The 26,406-nt window shown below is 63.0% G+C and carries 28 protein-coding genes and 1 pseudogene; 14 read left to right on the top strand and 15 right to left on the bottom strand.

The features are described 5' to 3' along the window. Positions 1 to 135 precede the first annotated feature (135 nt). From ACZ52D_RS14760 to ACZ52D_RS14745, 4 genes are all read left to right on the top strand, one after another. Positions 136 to 999, top strand: a complete 864-nt coding sequence (locus tag ACZ52D_RS14760; protein WP_464441763.1) for an ATPase — start codon at positions 136 to 138, stop codon at positions 997 to 999. A 59-nt stretch (positions 1,000 to 1,058) separates the two neighbouring features. Then, entirely contained in the window at positions 1,059 to 1,976 is a 918-nt protein-coding gene (metA, locus tag ACZ52D_RS14755; RefSeq protein ID WP_369929067.1) for a homoserine O-acetyltransferase MetA, read from the top strand. A gap of 93 nt (positions 1,977 to 2,069) precedes the next feature. Continuing rightward, positions 2,070 to 2,939 carry a polyphosphate kinase 2 gene (gene ppk2 / locus ACZ52D_RS14750; RefSeq protein WP_222453292.1) on the top strand — a complete coding sequence of 290 codons (870 nt, stop codon included), beginning with the start codon at positions 2,070 to 2,072 and terminating at the stop codon, positions 2,937 to 2,939. Next, on the top strand, positions 2,932 to 3,549 hold the full coding sequence (locus tag ACZ52D_RS14745; protein ID WP_222453293.1) for a TetR/AcrR family transcriptional regulator: 618 nt from the start codon (positions 2,932 to 2,934) through the stop codon (positions 3,547 to 3,549). Before ppk2 ends, ACZ52D_RS14745 begins: the two co-directional genes overlap by 8 nt. A gap of 17 nt (positions 3,550 to 3,566) precedes the next feature. Here ACZ52D_RS14745 and ACZ52D_RS14740 read toward each other — a convergent pair whose 3' ends face one another. The 4 genes from ACZ52D_RS14740 to ACZ52D_RS14725 all read right to left on the bottom strand — a co-directional run bounded on the left by ACZ52D_RS14740 (position 3,567) and on the right by ACZ52D_RS14725 (position 6,882). Continuing rightward, complete coding sequence (locus ACZ52D_RS14740) at positions 3,567 to 4,178, bottom strand: CatB-related O-acetyltransferase (protein WP_464441762.1); 612 nt, start codon at positions 4,176 to 4,178, stop codon at positions 3,567 to 3,569. Between the two features lie 186 nt (positions 4,179 to 4,364). After that, positions 4,365 to 4,850 (bottom strand): 30S ribosomal protein S9, encoded by a 486-nt coding sequence (gene rpsI, locus ACZ52D_RS14735; RefSeq protein WP_222453295.1) that lies wholly within the window; start codon positions 4,848 to 4,850, stop codon positions 4,365 to 4,367. 5 nt (positions 4,851 to 4,855) lie between these two features. Continuing rightward, positions 4,856 to 5,314 (bottom strand): 50S ribosomal protein L13, encoded by a 459-nt coding sequence (gene rplM, locus ACZ52D_RS14730; protein WP_222453296.1) that lies wholly within the window; start codon positions 5,312 to 5,314, stop codon positions 4,856 to 4,858. Positions 5,315 to 5,478: 164 nt separating this feature from the next. Next, positions 5,479 to 6,882: an aminotransferase-like domain-containing protein gene (locus tag ACZ52D_RS14725; RefSeq protein WP_464441761.1), complete on the bottom strand. Its 1,404-nt coding sequence runs from the start codon at positions 6,880 to 6,882 to the stop codon at positions 5,479 to 5,481. Positions 6,883 to 6,977: 95 nt separating this feature from the next. On the opposite strand from ACZ52D_RS14725, the gene ACZ52D_RS14720 reads away from it, so the two are divergent. The 4 genes from ACZ52D_RS14720 (at position 6,978) to asd (ending at position 10,024) form a co-directional block, all read left to right on the top strand. Next, positions 6,978 to 7,211: a DUF1127 domain-containing protein gene (locus ACZ52D_RS14720; protein ID WP_464441760.1), complete on the top strand. Its 234-nt coding sequence runs from the start codon at positions 6,978 to 6,980 to the stop codon at positions 7,209 to 7,211. Between the two features lie 242 nt (positions 7,212 to 7,453). Next, positions 7,454 to 7,960, top strand: coding sequence for an adenosylmethionine decarboxylase (speD, locus tag ACZ52D_RS14715; RefSeq protein WP_222453299.1), 507 nt, complete (start codon positions 7,454 to 7,456; stop codon positions 7,958 to 7,960). Continuing rightward, positions 7,957 to 8,820, top strand: a complete 864-nt coding sequence (gene speE / locus ACZ52D_RS14710; protein WP_464441759.1) for a polyamine aminopropyltransferase — start codon at positions 7,957 to 7,959, stop codon at positions 8,818 to 8,820. The genes speD and speE overlap by 4 nt, the downstream gene beginning before the upstream one ends. Positions 8,821 to 9,133: 313 nt before the next feature. After that, a complete protein-coding gene (asd, locus tag ACZ52D_RS14705; protein WP_464441758.1) occupies positions 9,134 to 10,024 on the top strand; it encodes an archaetidylserine decarboxylase in 891 nt (296 codons plus the stop codon). Here the strand turns inward: asd and ACZ52D_RS14700 are convergent. After that, entirely contained in the window at positions 10,021 to 10,443 is a 423-nt protein-coding gene (locus tag ACZ52D_RS14700; RefSeq protein ID WP_464441757.1) for a PaaI family thioesterase, read from the bottom strand. The two genes, asd and ACZ52D_RS14700, sit on opposite strands and share 4 nt — an antisense overlap. Before the next feature lie 55 nt (positions 10,444 to 10,498). On the opposite strand from ACZ52D_RS14700, the pseudogene ACZ52D_RS14695 reads away from it, so the two are divergent. The 4 genes and pseudogenes from ACZ52D_RS14695 to gluQRS all read left to right on the top strand — a co-directional run. After that, positions 10,499 to 11,287: pseudogene (locus tag ACZ52D_RS14695) on the top strand (enoyl-CoA hydratase); the annotation flags it as partial. Positions 11,288 to 11,675: 388 nt separating this feature from the next. Further along, positions 11,676 to 13,031: a methylenetetrahydrofolate--tRNA-(uracil(54)-C(5))-methyltransferase (FADH(2)-oxidizing) TrmFO gene (gene trmFO / locus ACZ52D_RS14690; protein WP_464441756.1), complete on the top strand. Its 1,356-nt coding sequence runs from the start codon at positions 11,676 to 11,678 to the stop codon at positions 13,029 to 13,031. 34 nt (positions 13,032 to 13,065) lie between these two features. After that, entirely contained in the window at positions 13,066 to 13,680 is a 615-nt protein-coding gene (locus ACZ52D_RS14685) for a class I SAM-dependent DNA methyltransferase (RefSeq protein ID WP_417472171.1), read from the top strand. Further along, on the top strand, positions 13,677 to 14,537 hold the full coding sequence (gene gluQRS, locus ACZ52D_RS14680; protein WP_464441755.1) for a tRNA glutamyl-Q(34) synthetase GluQRS: 861 nt from the start codon (positions 13,677 to 13,679) through the stop codon (positions 14,535 to 14,537). The genes ACZ52D_RS14685 and gluQRS overlap by 4 nt, the downstream gene beginning before the upstream one ends. A gap of 49 nt (positions 14,538 to 14,586) precedes the next feature. Here the strand turns inward: gluQRS and hisI are convergent, their stop codons facing one another. After that, positions 14,587 to 14,958: a phosphoribosyl-AMP cyclohydrolase gene (gene hisI, locus ACZ52D_RS14675; RefSeq protein ID WP_417472175.1), complete on the bottom strand. Its 372-nt coding sequence runs from the start codon at positions 14,956 to 14,958 to the stop codon at positions 14,587 to 14,589. Positions 14,959 to 15,033: 75 nt separating this feature from the next. Between hisI and ACZ52D_RS14670 the strand changes: the two genes are divergently transcribed. Continuing rightward, positions 15,034 to 15,486, top strand: a complete 453-nt coding sequence (locus tag ACZ52D_RS14670) for an iron-sulfur cluster assembly scaffold protein (RefSeq protein WP_369929043.1) — start codon at positions 15,034 to 15,036, stop codon at positions 15,484 to 15,486. Positions 15,487 to 15,784: 298 nt separating this feature from the next. Here ACZ52D_RS14670 and ACZ52D_RS14665 read toward each other — a convergent pair whose 3' ends face one another. The 5 genes from ACZ52D_RS14665 to sciP all read right to left on the bottom strand — a co-directional run bounded on the left by ACZ52D_RS14665 (position 15,785) and on the right by sciP (position 21,701). Then, positions 15,785 to 15,907 carry a hypothetical protein gene (locus tag ACZ52D_RS14665; protein WP_369929041.1) on the bottom strand — a complete coding sequence of 41 codons (123 nt, stop codon included), beginning with the start codon at positions 15,905 to 15,907 and terminating at the stop codon, positions 15,785 to 15,787. 148 nt (positions 15,908 to 16,055) lie between these two features. Next, the gene (gene recG, locus ACZ52D_RS14660) at positions 16,056 to 18,146 is read right to left on the bottom strand and encodes an ATP-dependent DNA helicase RecG (protein ID WP_464441754.1); all 2,091 of its coding nucleotides are present in this window, start codon (positions 18,144 to 18,146) and stop codon (positions 16,056 to 16,058) included. Then, entirely contained in the window at positions 18,143 to 20,395 is a 2,253-nt protein-coding gene (gene ligA / locus ACZ52D_RS14655) for an NAD-dependent DNA ligase LigA (RefSeq protein ID WP_464441753.1), read from the bottom strand. The genes recG and ligA overlap by 4 nt, the downstream gene beginning before the upstream one ends. Positions 20,396 to 20,578: 183 nt before the next feature. Beyond that, positions 20,579 to 21,298 (bottom strand): response regulator transcription factor CtrA, encoded by a 720-nt coding sequence (gene ctrA / locus ACZ52D_RS14650; RefSeq protein WP_222453311.1) that lies wholly within the window; start codon positions 21,296 to 21,298, stop codon positions 20,579 to 20,581. A 115-nt stretch (positions 21,299 to 21,413) separates the two neighbouring features. Further along, a complete protein-coding gene (gene sciP, locus ACZ52D_RS14645) occupies positions 21,414 to 21,701 on the bottom strand; it encodes a CtrA inhibitor SciP (RefSeq protein ID WP_222453312.1) in 288 nt (95 codons plus the stop codon). Positions 21,702 to 21,848: 147 nt separating this feature from the next. On the opposite strand from sciP, the gene mnmA reads away from it, so the two are divergent. Further along, positions 21,849 to 22,994 carry a tRNA 2-thiouridine(34) synthase MnmA gene (mnmA, locus tag ACZ52D_RS14640; protein WP_222453313.1) on the top strand — a complete coding sequence of 382 codons (1,146 nt, stop codon included), beginning with the start codon at positions 21,849 to 21,851 and terminating at the stop codon, positions 22,992 to 22,994. Positions 22,995 to 23,081: 87 nt separating this feature from the next. Here the strand turns inward: mnmA and ACZ52D_RS14635 are convergent, their stop codons facing one another. From ACZ52D_RS14635 to lpxA, 4 genes are read right to left on the bottom strand one after another with little or no spacing between them, the layout of a single operon-like run. Then, complete coding sequence (locus tag ACZ52D_RS14635) at positions 23,082 to 23,669, bottom strand: hypothetical protein (protein ID WP_464441752.1); 588 nt, start codon at positions 23,667 to 23,669, stop codon at positions 23,082 to 23,084. Beyond that, positions 23,670 to 24,830: a lipid-A-disaccharide synthase gene (lpxB, locus tag ACZ52D_RS14630; RefSeq protein WP_464441751.1), complete on the bottom strand. Its 1,161-nt coding sequence runs from the start codon at positions 24,828 to 24,830 to the stop codon at positions 23,670 to 23,672. After that, positions 24,827 to 25,615, bottom strand: a complete 789-nt coding sequence (locus ACZ52D_RS14625) for an LpxI family protein (protein ID WP_464441750.1) — start codon at positions 25,613 to 25,615, stop codon at positions 24,827 to 24,829. The genes lpxB and ACZ52D_RS14625 overlap by 4 nt, the downstream gene beginning before the upstream one ends. A gap of 4 nt (positions 25,616 to 25,619) precedes the next feature. Continuing rightward, entirely contained in the window at positions 25,620 to 26,405 is a 786-nt protein-coding gene (lpxA, locus tag ACZ52D_RS14620) for an acyl-ACP--UDP-N-acetylglucosamine O-acyltransferase (protein WP_222453317.1), read from the bottom strand. Position 26,406: the final 1 nt, after the last annotated feature.

Raw genomic sequence — 26,406 nt, 5'->3', positions numbered from 1 at the left:
CCGCCCCTGCTACAGGTGGCGGGGTTTTTCATGCCCTGTACCCGGCCCCGTCTGCGGCACGGGCGCGCATGGAATTGACCGCGCCTGCTCTGACGATTAGCAAGACGCGACACCTTCAGCGACTTTGAGACTCCGATGCTTTATTCTTCCGCACAGGACTGGCGCGACGCGCCCAACAAACGGGTGCTGTTCTTTGGCATGTCCGGGCTTGGCAAAACTTATGTCAGCAACATTCTGCGCGGCGCGGGCAGCTGGTTCCACTACTCCATCGATTACCGCATCGGCACACGCTACATGGGTGAATACATCGCCGACAACGCCAAGGCCGAGGCGATGAAAGTGCCCTTCCTGCGCGAACTGCTGCTGTCGGATTCGATCTATATCGGTTCCAACATCACCTTTGAAAATCTCACCCCCGTCGCGGCCTACCTCGGAAAACCGGGCGACACGACCAAGGGCGGTCTGCCGATAGATGAATACCGGCGGCGCCAGGAGCAGTTCCGTGTGGCGGAGATCCGCGCCCTGCTCGACACCCAGTATTTCCAGACCCGTGCCCAGCAGCTTTACGGCTATGACAATTTCATCTGCGACACCGGCGGCTCGATCTGCGAATGGGTCGATCCGGATGACCCCAATGACCACATCCTGTCGGAATTGTCGAAGCACACGCTGATGGTGTGGATCAAGGGCGACGAAAACCATACCGCGGAGCTGGTGCGCCGGTTCGACCGTGCGCCCAAGCCGATGTCCTATCAACCCCAGTTCCTCGACCGGGTCTGGCAGGAATATCTCAAGGAAAACGGTCTATCAGAAGCGGATGTGGACCCCGACGCCTTCATCCGCTGGACCTATGCACAGGCGCTGGCACACCGTCAGCCGCGCTATCAGGCGATGGCGGACAACTGGGGCATTACCGTGACCGCCGACCAGATCTCGGCGGTGCGCGACGAGGCCGGTTTCATCGATTTGATCGCCACGGCTCTTGAGGACTGCCACTAGGTCGCCTATTTGTCAGCCTCCGCTATATCGTACACACATCCGCAAATCAGGACAGAACCATGCCCATCAAGATCCCCGCAGACCTTCCCGCCTATGACGTTCTGACGAACGAAGGCGTCATGGTCATGTCGCCGGATCAAGCGGCGCGTCAGGATATACGGCCATTGCGGATCGGGCTTTTGAACCTGATGCCCAAGAAGATCCAGACGGAGAACCAGTTCGCCCGGCTGATCGGCGCCACGCCCCTGCAGATCGAGCTGAGCCTGATCCGGATGAGCGAACACCGTACCCGAAACACCGCCGCCGAGCATATGGCCGAGTTCTATCGCCCCTTTCAGGAGGTGAAGCACGAGAAATTCGACGGGCTTATCATCACCGGCGCGCCGATCGAACATCTGGAATTCACCGATGTCACCTACTGGGATGAAATGCGTGAGGTGTTCGACTGGACCCAGACCAACGTGCATTCCACCTTCGGCGTCTGCTGGGGGGGCATGGCGATGATCAACTATTTCCATGGCGTGAAGAAGCACATGCTGGACCACAAGGCCTTTGGCTGCTTCCGCCACCAGAACCTGGCGCCCGCGTCCCCCTACCTGCGCGGCTTCTCGGATGATTTCGTGGTGCCGGTCAGCCGCTGGACTGAGATGAAGCAGTCGGAGATCGATGCGGTGCCGGGGCTGAAGACGCTGCTGGGCAGTGACGAGGTCGGCCCCTGCCTGGTGGAAGACACCGCCCATCGCGCGCTCTACGTGTTCAATCATTTCGAGTATGACAATGACACGCTGAAGCAGGAATACGACCGCGACGTGGCGAATGGCACCGCGATCAATGTGCCCGGAAACTACTACCCGGATGACGATCCGAGCCGCCAGCCACAGAACCGCTGGCGCAGCCACGCGCATCTGCTTTACGGCAACTGGATCAACGAGATCTACCAGACCACACCGTATGAGCTGGAGCGGATCGGCAGCTGAGACAGCTGCCGACGAGCCGTCATTTGCGTAAAGGCATTTAACATTCCATAGTGCCTTCCCATATAAAGGGTTGAGGACAGAGGGGTTTTGCTTATGCAACTGCCATTTGACGGCGCCATCAGCAGCTATTGCAAATCGGGCGCGCCCGAAGATATCCGCAAGGCGATCAAGACGGCGGACAAGGATGAAATCCTGAGCCCCAGCTACCCCTACCGGGAGCGGATGAAGCGCAAGACCTACGAGCAGGAACTCGAAGAGCTTCAGATCGAGCTGGTCAAACTCCAGGACTGGGTGCGGCGCAGCGGCACGCGGGTGGCGATCCTGTTTGAAGGTCGTGATGCCGCCGGCAAAGGCGGCACCATCAAGCGTTTCCGCGAGAATCTGAACCCTCGCGGCGCCCGCGTGGTTGCCCTGTCCAAACCCAGCGAGGCCGAGCGGAGCCAATGGTATTTCCAGCGCTACGTGCAGCATCTGCCCTCCGGCGGCGAGATCACCCTGTTTGACCGCAGCTGGTACAATCGGGCGGTCGTCGAAAAGGTCTTTGGCTTCTGCACCGACGAACAGCGCGAACACTTCTTTCACCAGGTTCCCGATTTTGAAAACGCGCTGGTCGATGACGGGATCCTTTTGTTCAAGATCTGGCTGAACGTTGGGCGCGCCGAACAATTGCGACGGTTCCTCGACCGGGAATCCGACCCCTTGAAGCAATGGAAGCTGAGCGCAATCGACGTGCAGGGGTTGCAAAAATGGGACGCGTATACGGCCGCAATTTCCGAGACATTTGCCCGCACCCACAGTCCTCAGGCTCCGTGGACGGTTGTGCGGTCCGATGACAAGCGCCGCGCCCGGTTGGCCGTCATTCGACGGGTGCTCTCGGCGATCGACTACGACAACAAGGATCCCGACCGCGTGGGCGTTGCGGACCCGAAAATTTGCGGAGGCCCGGACATCTGGGATGCCTAAACGCGGCTATCATCACGGAAATCTGCGGCAAGCGCTGGTCGAAGCGGCGCTGCAACTGATCGAATCCAAAGGTCCGACCGGGTTCACCCTGTCAGAGGCTGCGAAGCAGGCGGGCGTCACACCGGCTGCGGTCTATCGTCATTTCAAGGGACGCGAGGACCTGATCGCCGAAGCCGGACGACAGGGCTATGTGATGTTCGCCGACCTGATGCAGCACGCCTATGAAAAATATCAGCCCTCGGCGCTGGCAGCCTTCGAAGCGACCGGCCGGGCCTATCTCGCCTTTGCCCGCAAGCATCCCGGCCATTACATCGCCATGTTCGAAAGCGGAATTTCCGTGAACCGCACACCGGAACTGGCTGATGCCGCGGCCCGGGCCAGATCCATCCTGGAACGTGCGGCAGCGGATCTCAGCCAGCATATTCCGGCGGAGAAACGTCCGCCGGCCTCGATGTTCTCGGCGCATGTGCTGGCGATGAGCCACGGCGTGGTCGAGCTTTATGCGCGAAACTCGCCCGGTGCGGCGTCGCCCTTCCCGGCCGAAGACCTGCTGGAAAGCGGCATCGGCATCTACCTGCGTGGGCTGGGTCTGATCGAACCGGACAGCTGAGGCACGCCCCGGCCTTCTCAGGCCGCGGCGTCATCCGAGAAGGTGACCAGGTCGTCGACGATGGACTGCAGTCCCTCAATCAACTCCACGGTGGGCTGCGCGGTCAGCAGCGGCGCCATCTCCCGGATCAGGGGCACGGGCAGGTCCCACCAGCGCAAACGTTGCAGCTGCGCGCAGACCGCGTCGTCGAATCGTTTGCGCATCCTTTGCGCCGGGTTGCCGCCCCAGACCTCGTAGGCGCCAATGTCTTCGGTCACCGTGGAATTGGGTCCGATGACCGCACCATCCCCGATGGTGACGCCTGCCAGCAGGGTCGAGTTGGCCCCGATCCAGACATCGTTGCCGATCACCACATCACCACTGCGCGGCGCGGCAGGGTGCACGTCCGGGCCGCCCATTTCCTCTGCAAAGACGGCGCCAAACGGGAACGCCGTCAGACACTCGACCTGTGGTGCCGCTTCCATGAGGATCTGCACCCCCTCGCCGATCGTGCAGAACGAGCCGATCGAGACATTGGTGCCGCCGCCCTGCCCGCGGATCGACATGTCTTCATAGCCATGCGTAAAGCGGCCGATTTCGAGAGTACCATCGCCAATCGGCGCGGTTTTGAAACTGTCTGCTGATACCATTTATCCGGTCCATCCTTACGATCTGCATGAAAGTGCCGGACACAGTTTATGCAAACTTTCTAAAAGAAACCTGAAAATTCCCACCTGTGGTTGTCGACCATCCAGAGTTGTCGCCCGTCCCCAGGGGCCAGAATGCGAAAAGGCCCGCCAAGCGGCGGGCCTTTCCAAAAACTGTCTCGCTGCGAATTAACGCTTGGAGAACTGGAACGAACGGCGGGCTTTGGCCTTACCGTATTTCTTACGTTCCACCACACGGCTGTCGCGGGTCAGGAAGCCTGCCGCTTTCAGCGCGCCGCGCAGGGACGGATCGTACAGCTGCAGCGCCTTGGAGATGCCGTGCTTGACCGCACCGGCCTGACCGGACAGACCGCCGCCCTTGACGGTGGCGTAGACGTCGAACTCGCCTTCCACACCGGCAACCTGGAACGGCTGGCGCAGGATCATCTGCAGCACCGGACGGGCGAAGTACTTGTTGATTTCCTTGCCGTTCACCTCGACCTTGCCGGAGCCCGGCTTGATCCAGACGCGGGCAACAGCGTCTTTACGCTTGCCGGTGGCATAGGCGCGGCCCAGCTCGTCACGAACCGGCTCACGGGTGATGGTTTCTTCGGCCACTGCTTCCACACCGGTTGCAGCTGCGAGCTCTTCGAGAGTGTTGATCTGATCAGCCATCGATATCAGCTCCGGGTGTTTTTCTTGTTCATGGACTTGACGTCCAGAACTTCGGGGGCCTGGGCTTCATGCGGGTGCTCGGCACCGGCATAGATACGCAGGTTGGTCATCTGCTTGCGCGCCAGACGGTTGCCCGGCAGCATGCGCTTGACGGCCTGGAACACAACGCGCTCCGGGTGGGCACCTTCCAGGATTTCCTGTTTGGTGCGCGACTTGATGCCGCCCGGGTGGCCGGTGTGCCAGTAGAAGTGCTCGTCGCGCTTCTTGCCGGTCATCTGCACCTTGTCGGCGTTGATGATGATGACGTTGTCGCCCATGTCCATGTTCGGAGTGAAGGACGGCTTGTGCTTGCCACGCAGGCGCATGGCAACGATCGAGGCAAGACGGCCCAGAACAACGCCCTCGGCGTCGATCAGGATCCACTTCTTCTCGATATCTGCCGGAGTAGCAGAGAAGGTTTTCATGGCAGGTCAATCCTGTTTGTCGTGAAGGCAGAATCCCAAGGCGGGAGCGCCTGAATGCGATGGAGGGTGTTTACGGCTAACCAAAGATCACGTCAACAGAGATAAACCACATAAAACCGTTCATTTTCAATGGTTTAAAAATTAGGTATTATAATACCCCAAACCTAGACACTGATCTGCTCCGGCGGATTGTCCAACAGGGCGCGCAGCCGCAGCATTGCCTCTTCAAACTGTTTCAGCGGCACATGGGCATTGACCGCGATGCGGACCGCATGCGGCGCTCGCCCGTCGCGCAGGGCAAATTCATCCGCCGAGCGGATCTGCACCCCATGTGCCTCGGCCGCGCGGGTGAAAGCCGCGGCACGCCACCCCGACGGCAGCCGGAGCCACACGAAGGGCACGTCCGGGTTCCACGTCAGGTCGAAGGCCCCCAGCACATTCACCGCGACACGGACATAGCGCGCCATCTCGGCCCGCACCGCCGCCATCAGCTCCGGCATTCGCGGATCGCTGAGCAGAATGCGAACCAGTTCCGCAAGCGGCTGGGCTAGCCCGAAATACCCATATTCCGCCACCCTGCGCAGATCCGCCGCACGCCCTTCCGGCGACAGGGCAAATCCGACCCTTAAAGCCGGCGTCAGGAGCTTGGAAATGGAGGACACATGCCAGGCCAGCTCCGGCGCCAGCGCGCGGTAGCCCGGGGCCCGGGCCTCGCCCAGGCGATAGCAATCGTCCTCGATGATCTGCACGCCGTGGCGCCGGGCAATCTCGACGATCTGCTTGCGCCGGGCCAGGGGCGTGAACTGGCCGGTGGGGTTGTGAACCTCCGGGCTGGTGCACAGCACCGTCGCGCCACTCTTGCGGATTGCCAGTTCCATCGAGTCGGGGCGGAGGCCCTCCTCGTCCATGGCCACGCCGACGACCTGCGCGCGCAGAAGCTCTGCCGCGCGCCGAAACCCCGCATAGGTCAAGTCCTCGACCATGATGACCGGTTGCGGCCCTTTCAGGATTGCCTGCAGAACCACCATCAGGCCGTTCTGCCCACCGTGCGTCAGGACCACGTCATTTTCGCTGACCGGCCCCACCGGGGATTGTGACAACCACCTGGCGGCCACTTCGCGCACCGGACGGTAGGCATCGCGGGTGGGATAGTTCAGCAGCTTGTAAGCGTCGCACTCGGCGACTTTCTGCAAGGTCTCGCGTACCGCGGCGACCTGCCCCATATCCGCGATCCTCGGACTGAACAGGCTGACATGTCCCGGGTCCTTCGCCTCCAGCAAGTGCAGCTGCCGCGACCATACGTCATCCTGAACCGGCGTCTTCCTGTGCGCTACAAATGTGCCGCGGCCCACTTCGGCCTCCAGCACGCCCTCATCCGTCAGGATACTATAGGCGCGGGCCACGGTGCCGGGCGTGATCCCCAGTTGATACGCCAGTTCGCGCACGGGGGGCAATTTTGTACCAGCCGTCAAGGCGCCGCTCTGAACTGCCGAACGGATTGTATCGGCGACCTTTTTATACTTGGGCCCTTTGCTGTCCCCAAGACTTTGCGGCCAAATTGTACCCATTACAATCGTTCCTTGGACAAAGTGTGTCGCAATTTGTATCAGAACAACACGACAAATCAACAGGATTGTACCAATACAATAGCAAGGAATATCCCATGGCACAGCATCTGACCACCGCACAATCGAACATGTCCTACCTGGCCGGCCGCCGCGCGATGCCGGTTCTGGCACAATGGGCGGTGGCCTTCGCGGTAATGCTGACCAAGTGGAGCCTGCGCCAGCGCAGCCGCCGACAGCTTAAGCAGTTGAGCGACGCGCATCTGAAGGACATCGGGCTGACCCGCGAGGACGCCCATCATGAAGCCACTCTTCCGTTCTGGCGCCCGTGATCCCCTGGGCAAAGGAACTTCCTGACGGCCGGGGTTCGCCCCGGCCTTTTTTTCGCGCAGGCCTGTCCCAGTCGGCAGGCAGCCATGCGTCCGGCGGGATGGCTGAAATTAGGTGTTGATCGAATCTGCCATGCATCCTAAACGCCGCCTCACTTTCGGTACCGATCCCAACCCCGGACTCTTATCCGGGGGGGCGCTAAGGGCCGGCTGGATTGTCATCTACTGGAACGAAGGGGAGTGTCATGACGGACGCCAACCTCTTCCAACTGGGGATCGGTCTGGAGACAGGCGCCCATGAGGAAGATACCGCCCGCGGTGTAAACACCGCTATTGCTGATTCTCTGGTCGACAGCGACCGCGAGGACCACTTTATCCGCAAGAACGGCAAGGTCTTTGCCGGCACACACCTGATCATCGAAGTGATGAAAGGTACCGGCCTGGACTGCGAGGAGCGGATCCAGAAAGCCTTCCGCCGCATGGTCGAGGTCTGTGGCGCCACCTTGCTGCACATCCACACCCACAAGTTCTCGCCGCAGGGCGTGTCCGGCGTGGCTGTGCTGGCCGAGAGCCACATCTCCGTCCATACCTGGCCCGAGATCGGCTATGGCGCGTTTGACGTGTTCATGTGCGGCGACGCCGAGCCGTGGAATGCGGTTGATGTCCTCAAGGAAGCCTTTGCCACCGACATGGTCGAGGTCCGCGAGCTGCTGCGCGGAGAGGAGCTGATCGCCAAGGAGATCGCGGCATGAGCAACACCGACAAGCAGGAGTGGATGACCGAACGGTTGCATGACCACTACGCCCAGTCCCTGCGCGTGGATGAAATGCTCTATGACAGCAACACCGAGCACCAGCGCCTGAAAGTGTTCCAGAACGGCCAGTTCGGCCGCATTCTGACGCTCGACGACGTGGTGCAGACCACCGAAGGCGACAACTTCATCTACCACGAGATGCTGACCCATGTGCCGATCCTGGCGCATGGGGCCGCAAAACGCGTGCTGATCATCGGCGGCGGCGACGGCGGCATGGCCCGCGCGGCGCTGCAGCACAAGTCGGTCGAACATGTCACCATGGTGGAGATCGACGCCGGCGTCGTGGATTTCTCGAAAGAGTATCTGCCGATGCTGAGTGACGGCGCCTTTGACGATCCGCGCCTGAACCTGGTGATCAACGACGGCGCGGTCTTCATGAAGGAGACCTCCGAGAAGTTCGACGTCATCATCGTTGATTCCACCGACCCGATCGGGCCGGGCGAGGTCCTGTTCACCGATACATTCTATGGCCACGCCGCGCGCGCACTGACCGAGGATGGCATCATCGTGACCCAGAACGGCGTGCCGTTCATGCAGGGCGATGAGCTGACCGGCACTCTGCGGGCCTTTCAGGCGCTGTTTGCCGATGCGTCCTGCTACCTCGCCACCATCCCGACCTATGCGGGCGGGCCGATGGCCTTCGGCTGGGGGAGCCATTCGGACAAGGCGCGCAACGTCAGCCTTGCCGATCTGGAAGCGCGTTTCGCCGCCGCCGGGATCGAGACCGAGTACTACAACCCCGAAGTTCACAAGGCGGCCTTCGCCCTGCCGAACTACGTCAGAAAGCTGTTCCCGTAAGGGCCAGCAGATCGAGGGGGCCACGGCCCCCTTTTTCATGTCCCGCTCTCCAGCTCTCAAAACAAGTGACGCGCGGACGCTCCGCGTCCGGGCCGTGCCCGTCCAGCCCGGAGGGCGGGCACGCTTTGCGCGCCCGGTGCTAGCGCACCCTGCGGCTTCAAAAGCTCCACCGGAGCTTTTGCAAGACGGCCTCCGGCCCCTGGACGTCCCCGGCCATGGGCGGTCCTGCCGCAACCCCGGCCAATCCCCTCTTGGCCTGACTGCCGGTCTTTGCTAGGCGACGCGGCAGCAAAACCCACATATGGCGGATTTCATGCAGCACCAGCCCATCCTTGTCGTCGACCGCGCCACCGGCGAAACCTTCGAAGAGGCCGTGCTGGGGGAAAAATGGATCCGCTGGGCCTACCAGAGCGCCAGTGCCCGGCCGGTGGAGAAACTGCTGTTCCGCTCCGCCCTGGTGAGCCGCCTGATGGGGGCGTGGTTCGACTCCCGACTGTCGCGGGCCAAGATCGCCAGGGTCGTCGAGGAACTGGGCATAGACATGAGTGAGGCCGCGCAACCGCAGGACAGCTTCACCTGTTTCAACGATTTTTTCATCCGCCACTTGAAACCCGAGGTCCGCCCCTACAGCGATGATCCAAAGGACATCGTCTCTCCCGCCGACGGACGGGTGCTGGTGTTTCCCGAACTGGCCGAAGACGTCTTTGTCCCGGTGAAAGGCCATCCGATGTCGGTACGCAGCATGCTGCCCGGCATCGCGGATCGCTTCATCGGTGGCGCGCTGGCCATCGTGCGGCTGTGTCCGGCGGATTACCACCGCTACCACTTCCCCGCCGACGGGCGCATCACGGACGCCCGCGATATCGACGGCGCGCTGCATTCGGTGAACCCGATCGCGCTGGGAGCCGGGCCGGATGTGTTCGGCGAAAACAAGCGCAGCTGGACCCTGATCGAGACGGACACCATCGGCAGCTACTGTTTTGTCGAGGTCGGCGCCTTCGGCGTCGGCTCCATCGTCAACACGCGCACGTCGGGCGCGGTGCGGAAGATGGAGGAAAAGGGCTATTTCAAATTCGGCGGCTCCACCGTGGTGGTGGTGTTCGAGCCGGGCAAGGTGCGCTTTGCCGAGGATCTGGTCGAAAACAGCGCCAAGGGCCGGGAGACGCTGATCAAACTGGGCCAGCCGTTGGCCACCGCGATCTAGCGTTTCGGCGGGATCGAGTAGGTCATCGAGGCGCGCGCCACCGGCTCGGCCTGCCCTTCGGAATACATCAGTACATCCGCCACCGCCAGCACCCGCCCCAGTTTCAGCAGCCGCGCTTCGGCGATCATGTCAGTCTTGGCGGCAGGCTTGCGCATGAAATCGATGCTGCAGTTGGTGGTCACCGCCAGCGCCTCCGGCCCCAGCCGCGACAGGATCAACGCATAGACCGCGCAGTCGGCCAGCGCGAACATCGACGGCCCCGACACCGTGCCCCCCGGCCGCAGGTGGCGCTCGCCGGTCAGCAGCCGCATCCGCAGAGTCTGCCCGTCCATCGTTTCAATCGCGAAGTCATCCCGCACCTGCGGAAAAATCTCATGCAGGTACTGTGTCAGCCCCGCCACGTCAAAAGCCAGCGTCATGCTTTTCCTTTCGCCTGTGCCCGCATAATGTTTCCGCAAGCCAGAGGAGGAGAGCAAGATGGCAATTCTGGAACGTTGCGACACAGGCCGGATTGCCCGGCTGACCCTGAACGCGCCCGAGCGGCTGAACGCCCTGTCGGACGAGATGCTGGCCGCCCTGCAGGAGCAGATCGACGCCCTGCGCACGGACAGCCACATCAAGGTGGTGATCCTGTCCGGCGCCGGAAAGGGCTTTTGCGCCGGGCATGACATCAAGCAGATGACCGCGGGGCGCCAGGCGGAAGATGGCGGACTGGCCTATTTCCAGGATCTGTTCGCGCGCTGCACCGATGTGATGACAGGTCTGCAGTCCCTGCCCCAGCCGGTGATCGCCCAGGTCCACGGCATTGCCACCGCGGCAGGCTGTCAGCTGGTGGCGAGCTGCGATCTGGCGCTGGCAGCCGAAGACACCAAGTTCGGGGTCAACGGCGTCAACATCGGGCTGTTCTGCTCGACACCGATGGTGGCACTGTCGCGCAACATCCCGCGCAAACAGGCGTTTGAGCTACTAACCACCGGGGAATTCATCAACGCCCCGCGCGCCGCCGAGCTGGGGCTGATCAACCGCGCCGTGCCGCTGGCGGATCTGGAGGAAGAGACCACCCGCATGGCCGAGGTCATCGCCGCCAAGCTGGGCGCCGCGGTCAAGATCGGCAAGGAGGCATTCTACCAGCAGCTGCAAATGCCGCTGGATCAAGCTTATGCCTATACAAGCAACGCTATTGTCGAGAACCTAATGCACCGCGATACGGTCGAAGGCATGGCCGCCTTCATCGAAAAACGCGCGCCCGACTGGCAGGATTGAACCGCCAAAGCCTTTACTGCGATTTTCCGGAAATTTTCCTGAAGTTTTCGGAAATTTTTAGGCTTTGTTTACCAATCGCAACTTATTGTTTCCATAAGACGCCAGCCAACTGCCTTTCAATCTGGGCGGAAAGATGGCAAAGATTGGGCAAGGCCAGACGGTCTGCACAATTTGGGCTGCTGCTGCGGAAGGGTCCCTCCAGCCGGTTCTCTCTCACCGGTGTACCTGTTCCCGCAGCGGCGGCCCCAAATCTCCCTCAAACCCCGACATGACATCGCGCCCGCCAGCCTGCGGCGCTTTGGGCCATCCGAGTTGCGACAACGCCCAAGACGCCCCGTGCTTGCCAAGCCTATTGCACGCTCCCGCGCCCTGCCCTATGTGGCGGATCATGACAGATCATTCGGCACAGACATTGCATATCGTGGGCGGCGGCATGGCCGGGTCCGAAGCCGCCTGGCAGGCGGCGAACATGGGCGTAAAGGTAGTGATCCACGAAATGCGCCCCAAGGTGGAGACCTTTGCCCACCAGACCGGCAACCTGGGCGAGATGGTCTGCTCCAATTCCTTCCGCTCGGACGATGACGAGCAGAACGCCGTTGGGCTGCTGCATTGGGAAATGCGCGCTGCGGGCGGCCTGATCATGGCCACCGCCGATGAACACCGTCTGCCCGCCGGCGGCGCGCTGGCCGTGGACCGCGAGCCCTTTGCCGAAACCGTCACCGCCAAGCTGAAGGCGCATCCGAATGTGTCGGTCTCCTACGAGGAAATCACCGAACTGCCGACCGACGGCCATTGGATCTTTGCCACCGGCCCGCTGACCTCGCCCGAGCTGGGCCAGGCAATTCAGGCCGAGACCGGCGCGGAAGCGCTGGCCTTCTTCGACGCCATTGCGCCGATCGTCTACGCCGAGTCGATCGACATGTCGCAGGCCTGGATGCAGTCGCGCTACGACAAGGGCGAAACCGAGGAAGAGCGTACCGCCTACCTCAACTGCCCGATGACCAAGGACCAGTACGAGGCCTTCATCGACGCGCTGCTCGCCGCCGACAAGACCGAGTTCCACGAGGGCGAGACCGCCGGCTATTTCGACGGCTGCCTGCCGATCGAGGTGATGGCCGAACGCGGCCGCGAGACCCTGCGCCACGGCCCGATGAAGCCTGTGGGCCTCACCAACCCGCACCAGCCGGATCAAAAACCCTACGCCGTGGTGCAACTGCGCCGCGACAACGCGCTGGGGACGCTGTACAACATCGTCGGCTTCCAGACCAAGATGAAGTACGGTGCGCAGACCGAAGTCTTCCGGATGATCCCGGGGCTGGAGAATGCCAGCTTTGCCCGGCTGGGCGGCATTCACCGCAACACGTTCCTGAACTCGCCGACGCTGCTCGATTCGCAGATGCGGCTGAAGTCCAAACCGCATATCCGTTTCGCGGGGCAGATTACCGGTGTCGAGGGCTACGTTGAAAGCGCCGCCATGGGTCTGCTGGCAGGACGCATGGCCGCCGCCGAGATTCTGGGCCGAACCTTGCCCGAGGTTCCACAGGACAGCGCCATGGGCGCGCTGATTCATCACATCACCGGCGGTGCCGAGGCCAAGACCTTCCAGCCGATGAATGTGAACTTCGGCCTGTTCCGCCCGGTGGATGGCCTGAAGGGTGGTCGCCGCGGCCGCAAGGACCGGTACAAGGCCTATACCGACCGCGCAAAACAGGTCTGGCAGGAGTGGTTGAGCAACTTTTCCTAGACGCTGCGCCGCCTGCAGGTCTAACATCCAGCGTATGAGCGACAAGTTTCTCGACAAGTCCTACGGATTGGACGGCCCCGAGGCGATCCGCAAGCACTATGACAGCTGGGCCGCCTCTTACGATGCTGAAATCGCGGAAAACGGCTATGCCACGCCGGGGCGGATTGCGACCGCCCTGAAGAAGTACCTGCCCGATCCGCAAAGCCCGATCCTTGACTTCGGGTGCGGCACCGGCCTTGCAGGCCTTGCGTTGCGCGCCGCTGGCTACGAGGTCGTGGACGGGCTGGATCCCTCGCCCGAAATGCTCGCCCAGGCCCGCACCAAGGGTGCCTATCGGCACCTGTCGCAATTGGACACCAGCGACAAGACGCCGGTAAAGCCGGGCACCTACCGGGCCATCGTGGGCTGCGGCCTGCTCAGCAAGGGGGCCGCGCCGCCGACCACCTTCGATGTCATCATGCGTGGGCTGGATCGCGGCGGGCTGTTCGTCTTTTCCTACAACGATCACGCCTTGGAAGACCGGGCCTACACCGGCAAGCTGAACGATTGGCTGGACTGTTCCGCCGCGCGGCTGCTATTTCGGGAATACGGCGACCACCTGCCGGGCATCGACCTGAAATCAACCGTATATGTAATTGAAAAAGCGTGACATTCACCACCCGTTTTGCGCCTTCTCCAACCGGGCCGCTGCATCTGGGCCATGCCTATTCCGCGTTGCTGGCGCATGACATGGCGCAGGCCCGCCGCGGCCGCTTCCTGCTGCGGATAGAGGACATCGACCAATCCCGCGCCCGCCCGGCGTGGGAGCGCCAGATCTACGAAGACCTCAGCTGGCTCGGCCTCGACTGGCCGCAGCCGGTGATGCGCCAGTCTGACCGGCTCGCGCGCTACCGCGCGGCGCTGGAGCAGCTGACAGCCATGGGGCTCACCTACCCCTGCCGTTGTAACCGCGCCGATATCGAGGCCGCCGCCGGAGCGCCGCAGGAAGGCGTTCCGCAATTTGGCCCCGACGGGCGCATCTACCCCGGCACCTGCCGCAGCCGCCCCATGGCTGGCAGAACGCCGCAAGACGTGGTGCGGTTGAACATGGAAAAGGCGATCTCTGCCGTTGAACTGCGCGGCTTTTCGGAAAGCGGGCCGGAGTTCAACGGCACACACGAACTCGATCCCGAACAGCTGCTTTCAGCGGTCGGGGACATCATCCTGGTTCGCCGCAACATGGGCAGCTCCTACCACCTGTCGGTGGTGGTGGATGACGCGGATCAGTGCATCACCCATGCGGTGCGCGGTGCCGACCTGTTCGAGGCGACTCAGATCCACGTGCTGCTGCAAGCGCTGTTGGGGCTTCCCACGCCTGAATACCACCATCACCGGCTGATCCGCGACGAAGCCGGCAAGAGGCTGGCGAAACGCGATGACGCGCGCGCCATCGCCAAATATCGCGCCGAAGGTGCCCGCCCGCAGGACATCCGCGAGATGGTCGGATTGCCACCTTCCTCTTGCTGACATCCAGCGCAGGCAGCCCCGTCCGGTGCCAAGCCCTTGCGCGCCAGGATCACTCCATCGGCTTCATAAGCTCGACCTCTTCCCCGTCGCGCACGGCAGTATAGAAACAGGTCCGACGGTTGGTGTGGCAGGCTGCGCCCGTCTGGCGCACCACTGCCAGCAGACAGTCCCTGTCACAATCCACGCGCAGGTCCACCAGCTCCTGCACGTGGCCTGACGTTTCCCCCTTGATCCAGAACGACTGGCGCGAGCGGGACCAATAGGTCACGCGACCGGTCTCCAGCGTGCGTGCGACTGCATCGGCGTTCATCCACGCCATCATCAACACCTCCCCCGAGGTCTCGTCCTGGGCGATGCAGGGGATCAGCCCCGCTTCGTTGTAGGACAGCGTGGCGGGATCAAAGCGCGCGGAAAGGGACATGGTGAAAAACCTTTTGCATCTGTTGGTCGGCTCCCTATGTATGAGGAACGAACTAGCAGGGAAAGCCCGGTATCGATGTCTGGCGAAAGCGATCTGATCAAGCTGTATTCAACCCGCATTCTGGCGCTGGCAGCGGATATTCCGCATCTCCAGCGGCTTGACTCGCCGGATGCGACCGTCAAGAAGCGCTCACCCCTTTGCGGATCGACCGTGACGGTGGATGTCGAGGTATCCGATGGCCGGATCAGCGCCTTTGGCCAGGACGTGAAAGCCTGCGCGCTGGGGCAGGCTTCTGCCGCCGTCGTCGGCGCCAACGTGATCGGCCGGTCGCTCGAGGAAGTGGAAACCGCCCGGGACCAGTTGAAAGCGATGCTAACCGCAGGCGGACCGGTCCCTGACGCCCCTTTCGATGCGCTCGAGGTCCTGCAACCCGCCAAAGAGTTCAAGAACCGCCACGCCTCCATTCTGCTGGCGCTGGAGGCCACGCTGGAGGCCCTGAAGACAGCCACAAAGGCACAGTGCGCCTGAGCGGTCGACGCCCGCATCCATGATAAGGCAACCTTGGCAACCTGCCCCGCCGCCGCGGGTCGGTCGCCTTGTGCAGCCATGAAAAAACCGCCGCACATCCGGGCAGATGGCGGCGGCAGTCATGCTCTGCGGTGCGGGATCCGGGTCGGCCCGGCAGGATCTTGAGGCAATCCAGACGGGGATCGGGACAGGCGGGTGACCCCCAGGCAATCCGGGACGGGATCTTGGCCAACCCGGCACCGCAGATGCAATCAGGAAAATCGATTAACGACGGTCAAACCGGCGCAGCATCGAGCCGTCAGAGCAGGCTCGGCAGGTGCAAGGCCGCAACCAGCATCACCAGCAAAGAGGCTGCGCCGATGGCGTCCTGCAGAAGCGTGGAATGAGCATTCTCAATCGTGGTCTTGATCTGTGAAATCATGGCGCGGGCCTCCTCCAGTCTGATTTTTCGCTCTCTGGCAAATTTGTTGCCCCTTTGTTCTCATTTCCAGGCGCACCTGTAAAGAACTTTTTGAGAACATCTGCGAACAAACTGGAACACCAGCCTCCCAAACCGGCGCGATGGCGTTTTAACCCACTGAAATCAAACGGATTGCCTGATCCCGTTTCATCAACCACAGAAGAACACGCGCCGCCTGCCCGCGGTCACTTTGCAGGTGCGGATCCGCGGCGAGTAACGCCCGTGCGTCGCTCTGCGCCACCGCCATCAGCCCCGCCTGCCGTTCAAGGTCGGCGACCTGGAAACGCGGCAAACCTGACTGAGCCGTTCCAATCATGTCGCCGGCGCCGCGCATCTGAAGGTCGGTCTCGGAAATGCGGAAGCCATCCTCGGTTTCGCGCAACACCTCCAGCCGCTTGCGGCCACCTTCCGTCAGCGGCGGCTGATACATCAAGAGGCAGGTCGATTCCGCGCTGCCCCGGCCAACCCGGCCGCGCAGCTGGTGCAGCTGGGCGAGACCAAAGATCTCTGCCCGCTCGATCACCATGATCGAGGCATTGGGGACGTTCACCCCGACCTCGATCACCGTGGTGGCGACGAGAACCTTGGTTCTCCCATCCTGGAAAGCCGCCATCGCCGCATCCTTTTCGGCAGGCGGCATCTGGCCGTGCACCAGCCCCACGGCATCGTCCCCCAGGATCGCGCGCAGATGTTTGAAACGTTCCTCCGCCGCCGTCAGGTCGCTCACCTCGCTTTCATCCACCAGCGGGCACACCCAGTAGCACTGCCGCCCCTCGGCGATTGCCTTACGGAGGTGATCCACCACCTCCGACATGCGCTCGGTACTGACGACGGCGGTCTTGACCGGTTTACGTCCCGGCGGTTTCTCATCCAGGACCGAAACATCCATATCGCCATATTGGGCCAGCGCCAGAGAGCGCGGGATCGGCGTTGCGGTCATCACCAGCACATCCGCCCCCTTGCCCTTTTCCGCCAGTTCCATCCGCTGGCGGACGCCAAACCGGTGTTGCTCGTCAACGATGGCCAGCCGCAGATCGCGAAAGGCGACGTCCTGCTGGAACACCGCATGGGTGCCGACCAGAATTTGAATGTCGCCGCGCGCCAGCGCCGCCAGCTTGGCCTTGCGCTCGGCTCCCTTGTCACGGCCGGTCAGGATCTCGATTACCACCCCTGCGTCTTCGGCCAAGGGGGCCAATCCTTCGAGATGCTGCTGCGCCAGGATGCCTGTCGGGGCCATCATCACCCCCTGACCGCCTGCTTCGACCGCGACCAGCAGTGCCATGAAGGCAACCAGGGTTTTGCCAGCACCCACATCCCCTTGCAGCAGCCGGTTCATGCGCTTGTCGGAGGCCATATCCTCGGCGATCTCCTCGATCGCGCGGGCCTGGGCGTTCGTGGGCCGATACGGCAGCGCCGCCAGCACTTTGGATTGCAGACGGCCCGTGGCCCGGCTTTGGAGTCCGCGAACCCTGCGTTCCTTCTGGCGGGCCAAGGCCAGAGTCAGCTGATGCGCAAACAGCTCGTCATAGGCTAGTCGCGCCCGCGCGGGCGACTCGGGCGCGAGGTCCGCCGTTCCCTGTGGCGCATGTACGGACGCGATGGCCTCAGTCCAGGACGGCCAGCCCTCTCGCGTCACTTGCCCCGGGTCGATCCATTCCGCCAGCGACGGGGCGCGCTCCAACGCACCGCGCACGGCCTTGAAAATGGTCTTTTGCGTCACGCCCTGGGTCAGATGGTAGATCGGCTCAAAGGCGGGTATGTCGTCCGCCTCGGCAAGGGGCACCATGTGGTCTGGGTGAACCATCTGCGCGACGCCGTCGAACAGCTCCACCTTGCCGGAAACGACACGGCGGGCCCCCTCCGGCAGCTGCGCCTCCAGGTAACGGCTGCGACCGTGAAAGAAGACCAGCTGGAATTCGACCTCGGCATCCGTCACGTGGATGCGGTAGGCCCCGCCACGGTTCCTCGCCGGCCGATGAGGCCCAATGGTCACCTCAACCGTCAACGTGGCGGGCAACTCAGCGCCCTTGATACTGCTACGGCGACGTCGGTCGATCACCGAATAAGGGAGCGAAAACAGCAGATCGCGCGGCGTTTCCACGCCCATCTGGGCAAGCGACTGCGCGGTTTTCGGCCCCACCCCCGGCAGGGTCTCCGCCCCCGCGAACAAGGGGAACAGGATCTCCGGACGACCGCTCATGCGCCTGCAATAAGCTCCAGCCAGCCGTCTTCGTCCAGCGTCTGGATCCCCAGTTCCGCCGCCTTCTTCGCCTTGGAGCCGGCCCCCGGCCCCGCCACCAAGATATCGGTCTTTTTCGACACCGAGCCGGAAACCTTGGCCCCCAGCGCCTCTGCCCGTGCCTTCGCCTCGGCCCGGGTCATCTTTTCCAGCGATCCGGTGAACACCACCGTCTTGCCGGCAACCGGGCTGTCGGCGGCGGGCGCGTCCGGGGCAACGATGGTCAGCTTCGCGACCAGCCGGTCAAACGCCGCCCGCTCATCCGTGTTCGCAAAGGCGTCGGACAGGGACAGACCAAGCACCGCCCCAATGCCATCGACACCGATCAGGTCGGCCCAGGCAGCGGCCGCGGCTGCCGGGACATCGCAGGCCGCAATCGCCGCCGCACGGGTGTCGGATATGCGCGCCCGGCGACCTTCCTTCTGCGCGGCCTCGCGCTCTCGCCCTTCCGCTTCATCCGCTGCGCGATGCGCGAGGGCCGCGGGGCGCGCGGTGTCGATCGCCTCTGCCATCGCGGACCAGCTGCGGTAATGCAGCGCCAGATCACGAGCCGCGACCTCTCCCGCGTGGCGAATGCCCAAGGCAAAGATCAGCTTGGCCAGCGGGATGGTGCGCTTTTCCTCGATCGCGGCAAAGAGGTTCTCCGCCGATTTTTCGCCCCAGCCCTCACGGTTCTTCAACTGTTGCAGGCCCGACCCGTATTTCTCTTTCAGGTCAAAGATATCGGCGGGTTCCTTGATCCAGCCGTCGGCATGGAACTGCTCGACCTGCTTGGCACCCAGCCCCTCGATGTCAAACGCCGCGCGGGAGACGAAATGCTTCAGCTTTTCCACCGCTTGCGCCGGGCAGATCATGCCGCCGGTGCAGCGACGGACCGCGTCCCCCTCCTCGCGCACGGCGGGGCTGTTGCAAATTTCGCAGGTCTGCGGGAACTGGTAGGGCTGTGCATTCGCGGGACGTTTGGACAGGTCGACATCCGCCACCTTCGGGATCACGTCCCCTGCGCGGTAGATCTGGACCCAATCACCGATCCGGATGTCCTTGCCGCCGCGGATTTCCCCGCCCTTGGAATCACGGCCCTGAATGTAGTCTTCGTTATGAAGGGTGGCGTTGGAGACAACCACGCCGCCAACCGTGACCGGTTTCAACCTTGCCACCGGGCTCAGCGCGCCGGTCCGACCCACCTGGATGTCGATCCCTTCCAGCCGGGTCCATGCCAGCTCTGCCGGAAACTTATGCGCAATCGCCCAGCGGGGCGTCGTCGAGCGGAAGCCCAGCCGTTCCTGAAGGGACAGGTCATTCACCTTGTAGACAACGCCGTCGATGTCATAGCCCAACGTGGCGCGCTGTTCCTCGATCTGGCGGTAATGGGCGATCATCTCCTCGGTTGAGGCACAGAGCCGCGTCAGCGGATTGGTCTGAAACCCCAGCGCTTGCAGCCGCGCGATGGCCTCCATCTGGGTTTTAGCCAGCGGCGCGCTCAAGTCTCCCCAGCTGTAGGCGAAGAAGCGCAAGGGGCGCGCTCGGGTGATTTCCGCATCCAGCTGGCGCAGGGACCCCGCCGCGGCGTTGCGCGGATTGGCAAAAATCTTGCCCCCACGGTCGGCGTGGCGCGCGTTCAGCGCCTCGAAGTCCTCATGGCTCATGTAGACCTCGCCACGCACCTCCAGAACCTCGGGCGCGCCTTCGATCTGCTGCGGAATATCCGCAATGGTGCGCGCGTTGGCGGTGACATTCTCGCCGATGCTGCCATCGCCGCGAGTGGCGGCCTGAACCAGCTGGCCCTGCTCATAGCGAAGCGAGAGCGACAGGCCATCAATCTTGGGCTCGGCCGTGTACTTCAGCGCCGCATCGGCCCCGAGCCCGAGGTACTTGCGAATGCTGCGATCGAAATCGGCGACATCTTCATCTTCGAAGGCATTGCCTAGGGACAGCATGCGGACCACGTGGGTCACCTTGCCAAAGCCCGAGGCCGCAGGCGCACCGACGTTCTCCAGCTGCGTGGCCTGCTCGGCGAGGTCCGGATGCGCCGCAACCAGTTCACGATACCGCCGTTTCAGAGAATCATACTCGGCGTCGCTGATTTCCGGCGCATCCGCCTGGTGGTAAGCGATATCCGCAGTTTGCAGCTGCTGTTCCAGCGCTAGAAACTCTTCTCGCGCCTCGTCTGCCGTAAGCTCTGCCACGTCTTTTTTGTGAATGTCTGCCACGCGCGGTCCCTCTTCGTTCTGGCCCAAGGTGATACGGTGCCGCGCCCGTCGCGTCCAGCACCTGTGATGCCCCTGCACCGTCCCTGCATAATGCCGCGTACCACAAACAAAAAGACCCGCCGCAAGGCAGGTCTTTCAGAACCGGCGGAGCCTGGCTCAGGCTCCGCTGGGATCCTCACGCTTTCAAGCGCCCACGGCCATCCTCTGATCGCCGCCCATCTGGTCCTCTTGCGGATCGCGCAGCACGTAGCCACGGCCCCAGACAGTTTCGATATAGTTTTCGCCGCCGGTTGCCGTGCTCAGCTTCTTGCGCAGCTTGCAGATGAAAACGTCGATAATCTTCAATTCCGGCTCGTCCATACCGCCGTAAAGGTGGTTCAGGAACATCTCTTTGGTCAGCGTGGTCCCCTTGCGCAGGCTCAGGAGCTCCAGCATCTGGTATTCCTTGCCGGTCAGGTGGATGGACTTGCCACCGGTTTCCACGGTCTTCGCGTCCAGATTGACGGAGATCTTGCCGGTCTTGATGATGGACTGCGAGTGTCCTTTCGAGCGGCGGATGATCGCGTGAATCCGGGCAACCAGCTCCTCGCGATGGAACGGTTTGGTCAGGTAATCATCGGCACCGAACCCGAAACCCTTGATTTTGTTGTCGGTATCATCGGCACCGGACAGGATCAGGATCGGAGTTTCAATACGGGACATGCGCAGCTGGCGCAGAACCTCGTGGCCATTCATGTCCGGCAGCCCCAGATCCAGCAGGATCAGGTCGTAGTCATAAAGTTTGGCCAGATCGATCCCTTCCTCACCCAGATCTGTCGTGTAGACGTTCAGATTCGCGTGGGTCAGCATCAGCTCGATGCTCTTTGCCGTGGTTGGATCATCCTCAACCAAAAGAATGCGCATATTGTTTTCTCCGCCTGTACACTGTTTCCCTCAGGTCTCGTTAACCTTGCTGGAAAAAAGTTAATGGCCCGTTACCATGATGGTTAATTTATGAATTCAACTCTTGGGCGTCCTTCTATTTCGCCTCTCTGTTGCGGAATTTTTTGAGCTGTGTCGTTTTGAGCGCTTCCTCGCCGTGGTCTGCAACCGCGGCCACCCAGCTGCGGAACTCCTCTTCGCTCAGCCCATAGCGGCGCATCGCCTCGCTCTGGGGCAGCAGACCATACAGCACACCGCGCACCACCGCGGCCTTGCGGGAGGCCACCCAGCGCCGGGTCTTCTCTGGCGGCAGATCCGCCCGTGTCATGATGGTACCATCCGGCAAGGTGACCGCGCGCGGTCCGTCAACTTTCTTCAAGAACATCCGTCTTCCCCCGAAGATCTTATTCATTGGACATTGGCGCAAGAATTTCCCATCAGGCTTAACGGCGCGTGAACCACGCCCCTTGAGAGTCCTTAGGATTTTCATATATTCTGCGACGCCTGCCCCCTTGCCTTTAGGAGCTGCCCCATGGCGCTGGACCAAGACCCGCAATTGAACTCGCTCGGCTTTGCCAAACCGCCCTCGGAAACCCGCGTGGTGGTCGCCATGTCAGGCGGCGTCGACAGCTCTGTTGTGGCCGCCCATCTTGCAGACCAAGGCTATGACGTGGTGGGGGTGACGCTTCAGCTTTATGACCACGGTGCGGCACTGGCCAAGAAAGGTGCGTGCTGCGCCGGTATCGATATCCATGATGCCCGCCGTGTCGCCGAAGAGCGCGGCTTTCCGCATTACGTTCTGGATTACGAGAACATTTTTAAGGATGCGGTGATCGACGAATTCGCCGACAGCTACCTGGCCGGCGCAACCCCGGTGCCCTGCATCCGCTGCAACGAGCGCGTGAAGTTCAAGGACCTGCTGGAAACGGCCCGCGACCTTGAGGCCGACTGCATGGCGACCGGCCACTACATCCAGCGCAAGATGGGCCCCAACGGACCCGAGCTGCATTCGGCCGAAGACGCCAACCGCGACCAGAGCTATTTCCTGTTCTCCACCACGCCGGAACAGCTTGAGTTCCTGCGATTCCCGTTGGGGCACCTGCCCTCCAAGGACGCCACCCGCGAGATGGCGGCGCAATACGGGCTGGCCGTGGCGGACAAGCCCGACAGCCAGGACATCTGCTTCGTGCCCAATGGAAATTACGCAAGCGTGATCGAAAAGCTGCGCCCCGGTGCCGCAGAGCCGGGCGAGATCGTACATGCGGATGGCCGGGTTCTGGGCACCCATGATGGCGTCATCCACTACACCATCGGTCAACGCCGCGGGTTGGGCATCGGCGGCCTGTCAGAGCCATTGTACGTCGTAAAGCTCGATGTCGACAAAAAGCACGTCGTGGTTGGCCCCAAGGAACTGCTGGCCACGCGCACGATTCCTGTACGCGAAATCAATTGGTTGGGAGACGAGCCCTTCACCAGCCGCGAAGAATGGCATCTGAAGGTCAAGGTACGCTCGACGCGCCCCCCGCGCGAGGCGATCATCCGCCCCCTCACCGACACCACCGCCGAGGTGGAACTGCTGACACCGGAAGAGGGCGTCTCCCCCGGCCAGGCTTGCGTCTTTTATGCAAGCGAAGGCAGCCGCATTTTTGGCGGCGGCTGGATCTGGCGCGGCTACTGAAAAACCGGCCCGCACGCCGTTCCTGCGGGCCTGAAAACTTTCGCCATCTGATCGCCAGCGCCCTTCACCGAGGCGCTGGCGTTCACATTACTGCAGATCAGTGCCGCTGTTCAGCAGGACATAGATTCCCGCGGCGATCATGACAAATGGGCCGATACGGTCGATTCTGGCGGCCCAAGCTCCAATCGGGCCCGCTACCTTGGCCGTCATCGCAGCTGCGCCTGCCAAGCCTGCGACAACGCCAGCCGCGCCGCCGAACGCCCAGGGCCGGTAGCCCGGGTGACTGTCCGCAAGCAGCGGCGCCATGACCGCCAGGCTGTCAAACGACAACGCCAGAAACAGCACCGCAATGCCAAGCCCCCCCGCACGCGAAGACAGCTGAACATCCGCAGCGCCGGGCTGGCGCGTCAGCATCCGAACCAGCCCGCGCAGACCGATCGCCAGTGGAATGAGCCCAAGGTAGCCCGCCAGCCCACCGGGCATCGAGTGGTCCGCCCCCAGTGCAAATCCCAAGGCCACCGACAGCATGAGCGCTTGCGACAGGAGGTACCCCGCGATCGCCCGCCCCTTGCCAACCGTCAGCAGCAGCGCCAGAAGCACCGCGAAGTTATCGAGACTGGTCGCCATCTGTGCCGCAGCCGCGGTAAGAGCAAAGGCAAGCTCGTCCAGCAACATTCAGCCAAGCCGCTCCAGCACGGCACGCGCCGCCCGCAGGCCGGGTGCCTCCCCGCCTGCCCCCAGGCGTTGCATCGTCAGCGCCATCGCGTCTTGCTGCGCGTCAGGCTGTGTCAGCACTGCATCCAGTTGCGCGGCGATGTTTTCCGCCGTGCAATCGGGACCAAGACATTCCGGCACCACCCGGCTGTCGCTGACCAGGTTCACCAGCGTCACCGTATCGATCAGCGCCATGCGCTTCATGATCTGCCAGGTCAGCCACTGGAACCGATAGGCAATCACCATCGCAGTGGCGGCGGCGGCGAGTTCCAGCGACACGGTGCCAGAGGCCGCCAGCGCCAGATCCGCCCCGGCGAAAGCCGCGCGTTTATGGGCCTTGGCCCGCTCTGGCAGAAACCGGCCGGGGTCGATCATCACCGTGTTCGTCGGCCAGTCCACCAAGGCCTTCTGCACCATCGCGGCGACCGGCGCAGCGGCTGGCACAACCACGCGGTACTCGGGATGCTGAGCCACAAAACGCTTGAGGGCCTCACCAAAGACCGGCGCCAGGCGCCCGACCTCGGACCGGCGCGAGCCGGGCAGCGCCAACACGAAAGGCGCATCTCCAAGCCCGAATTCCGCCCGCAGCGCGGCGATCTCATCGGCTGTTGCCTGCGGCTCGGCCACCACCGGGTGCCCGACGAAATCACAGTCCATGCCGACGGCTTCCATATACGGCGGCTCAAACGGCAGGAGCGCCAGAACGTGGTCGATCACTTCAGCCATTTTTCCGGCCCGCTTGGGCCGCCAGGCCCAGACCGAAGGCGCCACGTAATGCACGGTACGGATGTTGCTGCGCGCCTTGACCAGCCGCGCCACGCGCAAGGAGAAATCCGGACTGTCGATGGTGATCAGCACATCCGGCTTGGTCTCCAGCACCGCATCGGCGGTTTCCCGGATCCGGCGCTTCAGGTGCCGGTACTTCGGCAGCACCTCTGCCAGCCCCATCACCGACAGCTCATCCATCGGGAAACGCGACACCAGCCCCTGTTCCGCCATCAGCGCGCCGCCGATGCCGTCAAACTGCACCCCCGGCGCCAGCTGCCTCAGCCCCGCCATCAACGCCCCGCCCAGCCGGTCGCCCGAAGGCTCCCCCGCCAGGATGAACACCCGCAGGCTCATGCTGCGCGCAGCCACAAGAACAGGCCGAGCCGATCGCAGGCGTCGATCACCGCCTGCTGGTCCAGCACGATGACGCCGCCCGCTTCCAGCACAATGCCGGACAGGCCCGCGCGCGCCGCGGCCTCGACCGTTTCGACGCCGATGGTTGGCAGGTCGGCCCGCCGGTCCTGTGCGGGCTTCGGCGCCTTGAACAGCAATCCGCCCTGCCCGTCTGGGCGCTGCGCCAGTGCCGCCAGCATCCAGTCGGTGCCAAAGACATTCTCGACCGCGATCGCCTGACGCTTGCGAACCGCACAAGACTGCCCGATGTCCGCCGCGCTCATCGCCGCGACGATTTCGGCACCGCGCTCGGCGTCGGCCTTGTCCAGCTCTCCGGGTTGCACCTGGGTCGGCACCCCCTCTGCCATCAACAGATCCGGCGCCACGTCATGCGCCGCGCGAACGGTGAAACCCGCCTGTTCGAAAATTCCGATGACGGCGCGTAAGGCTCCATCGTCGCCCGAGGCCAGCGCACCTTGCAAAACCGGCACCAGCGGCAAGGTCGCCGCATCAATCGCCGAAGGGTCGATGGCGGGGCGTTGTACCGCGCCCGCCAGACAGATCTCCGTGACCTGCGCCGCCTTCAGCCGTTCGATGAACGAGCCCAGCTGTTCAAGGCGAAAGGTGATCTCGGGGTCGACCTGGTCAGGCTCCGATCCCGCCATGGCGCAGATCAGCGGTCGCCCCGGCGCGCACGCCGCAACCTCGGCCGGCAATTGGCCGGTTCCTGCAATCAGTGCCAGCATCGCATCAGCCTCCGGGCGTCAGGAAGGAACGGTCGCTTTGACCGGTGATGAAGGCAACGATTTCCTGAACATAATCGCTGTCGGTCTCGTCGCCGAGCCGCCGCGCCCGTTCCTGAAAGGTGCCTTCGCCCTGTGCCAGCATCTGGAACGCGGCACGCAGCGCGGTGATGTCACTGCGGGTCACACCACGGCGTTTGAGGCCAACGAGGTTCAGCCCGTCCAGTTCGCCGCGCGGGGCCTGCACCAGCCCGTAGGGAATCACGTCGTTGGTCACCATCGTCACCGCGCCGATGATGGCGCCGCGACCGATGCGCACCCATTGGTGGATGCCCGACAGCCCGCCGATGATGACGTCATCCTCCAGCACGCAATGGCCCGCAACGGCGGCGGAGTTGACCACGATAACCCGGTCCCCCACCTGCGCATCATGCGCGATGTGGCAGCCAGCCATGAACAATCCATCGTCCCCGATCCGGGTGATGCCGCCGCCGCCTTCGGTGCCCGCATTCACCGTCACATGCTCGCGGATGCGGTTGCGCTTGCCGATCACGGTGCGGCACTTCTCGCCCTTGAACTTCAGGTCCTGTGGGATCTCCCCCAGCACGGCGAAGGGGAACACGACCGTATCGTCACCGATCTCGGTATCGCCGGTGACGATGACATGGGACTTCAGCACCACCCGGTCCCCCAGAACCACGTCAGGGCCAACCACGCAGAACGGGCCGATTTCGCAGCCCTCTCCGATCTTGGCTCCGTCTTCAATTATGGCGCTCGGGTGGATGCTGCTCATC

Source organism: Leisingera sp. S2M4, from assembly GCF_055398055.1.
Note: the sequence above shows the minus strand (reverse complement) of the source record. Positions and strands in the feature narration are given on the sequence as shown.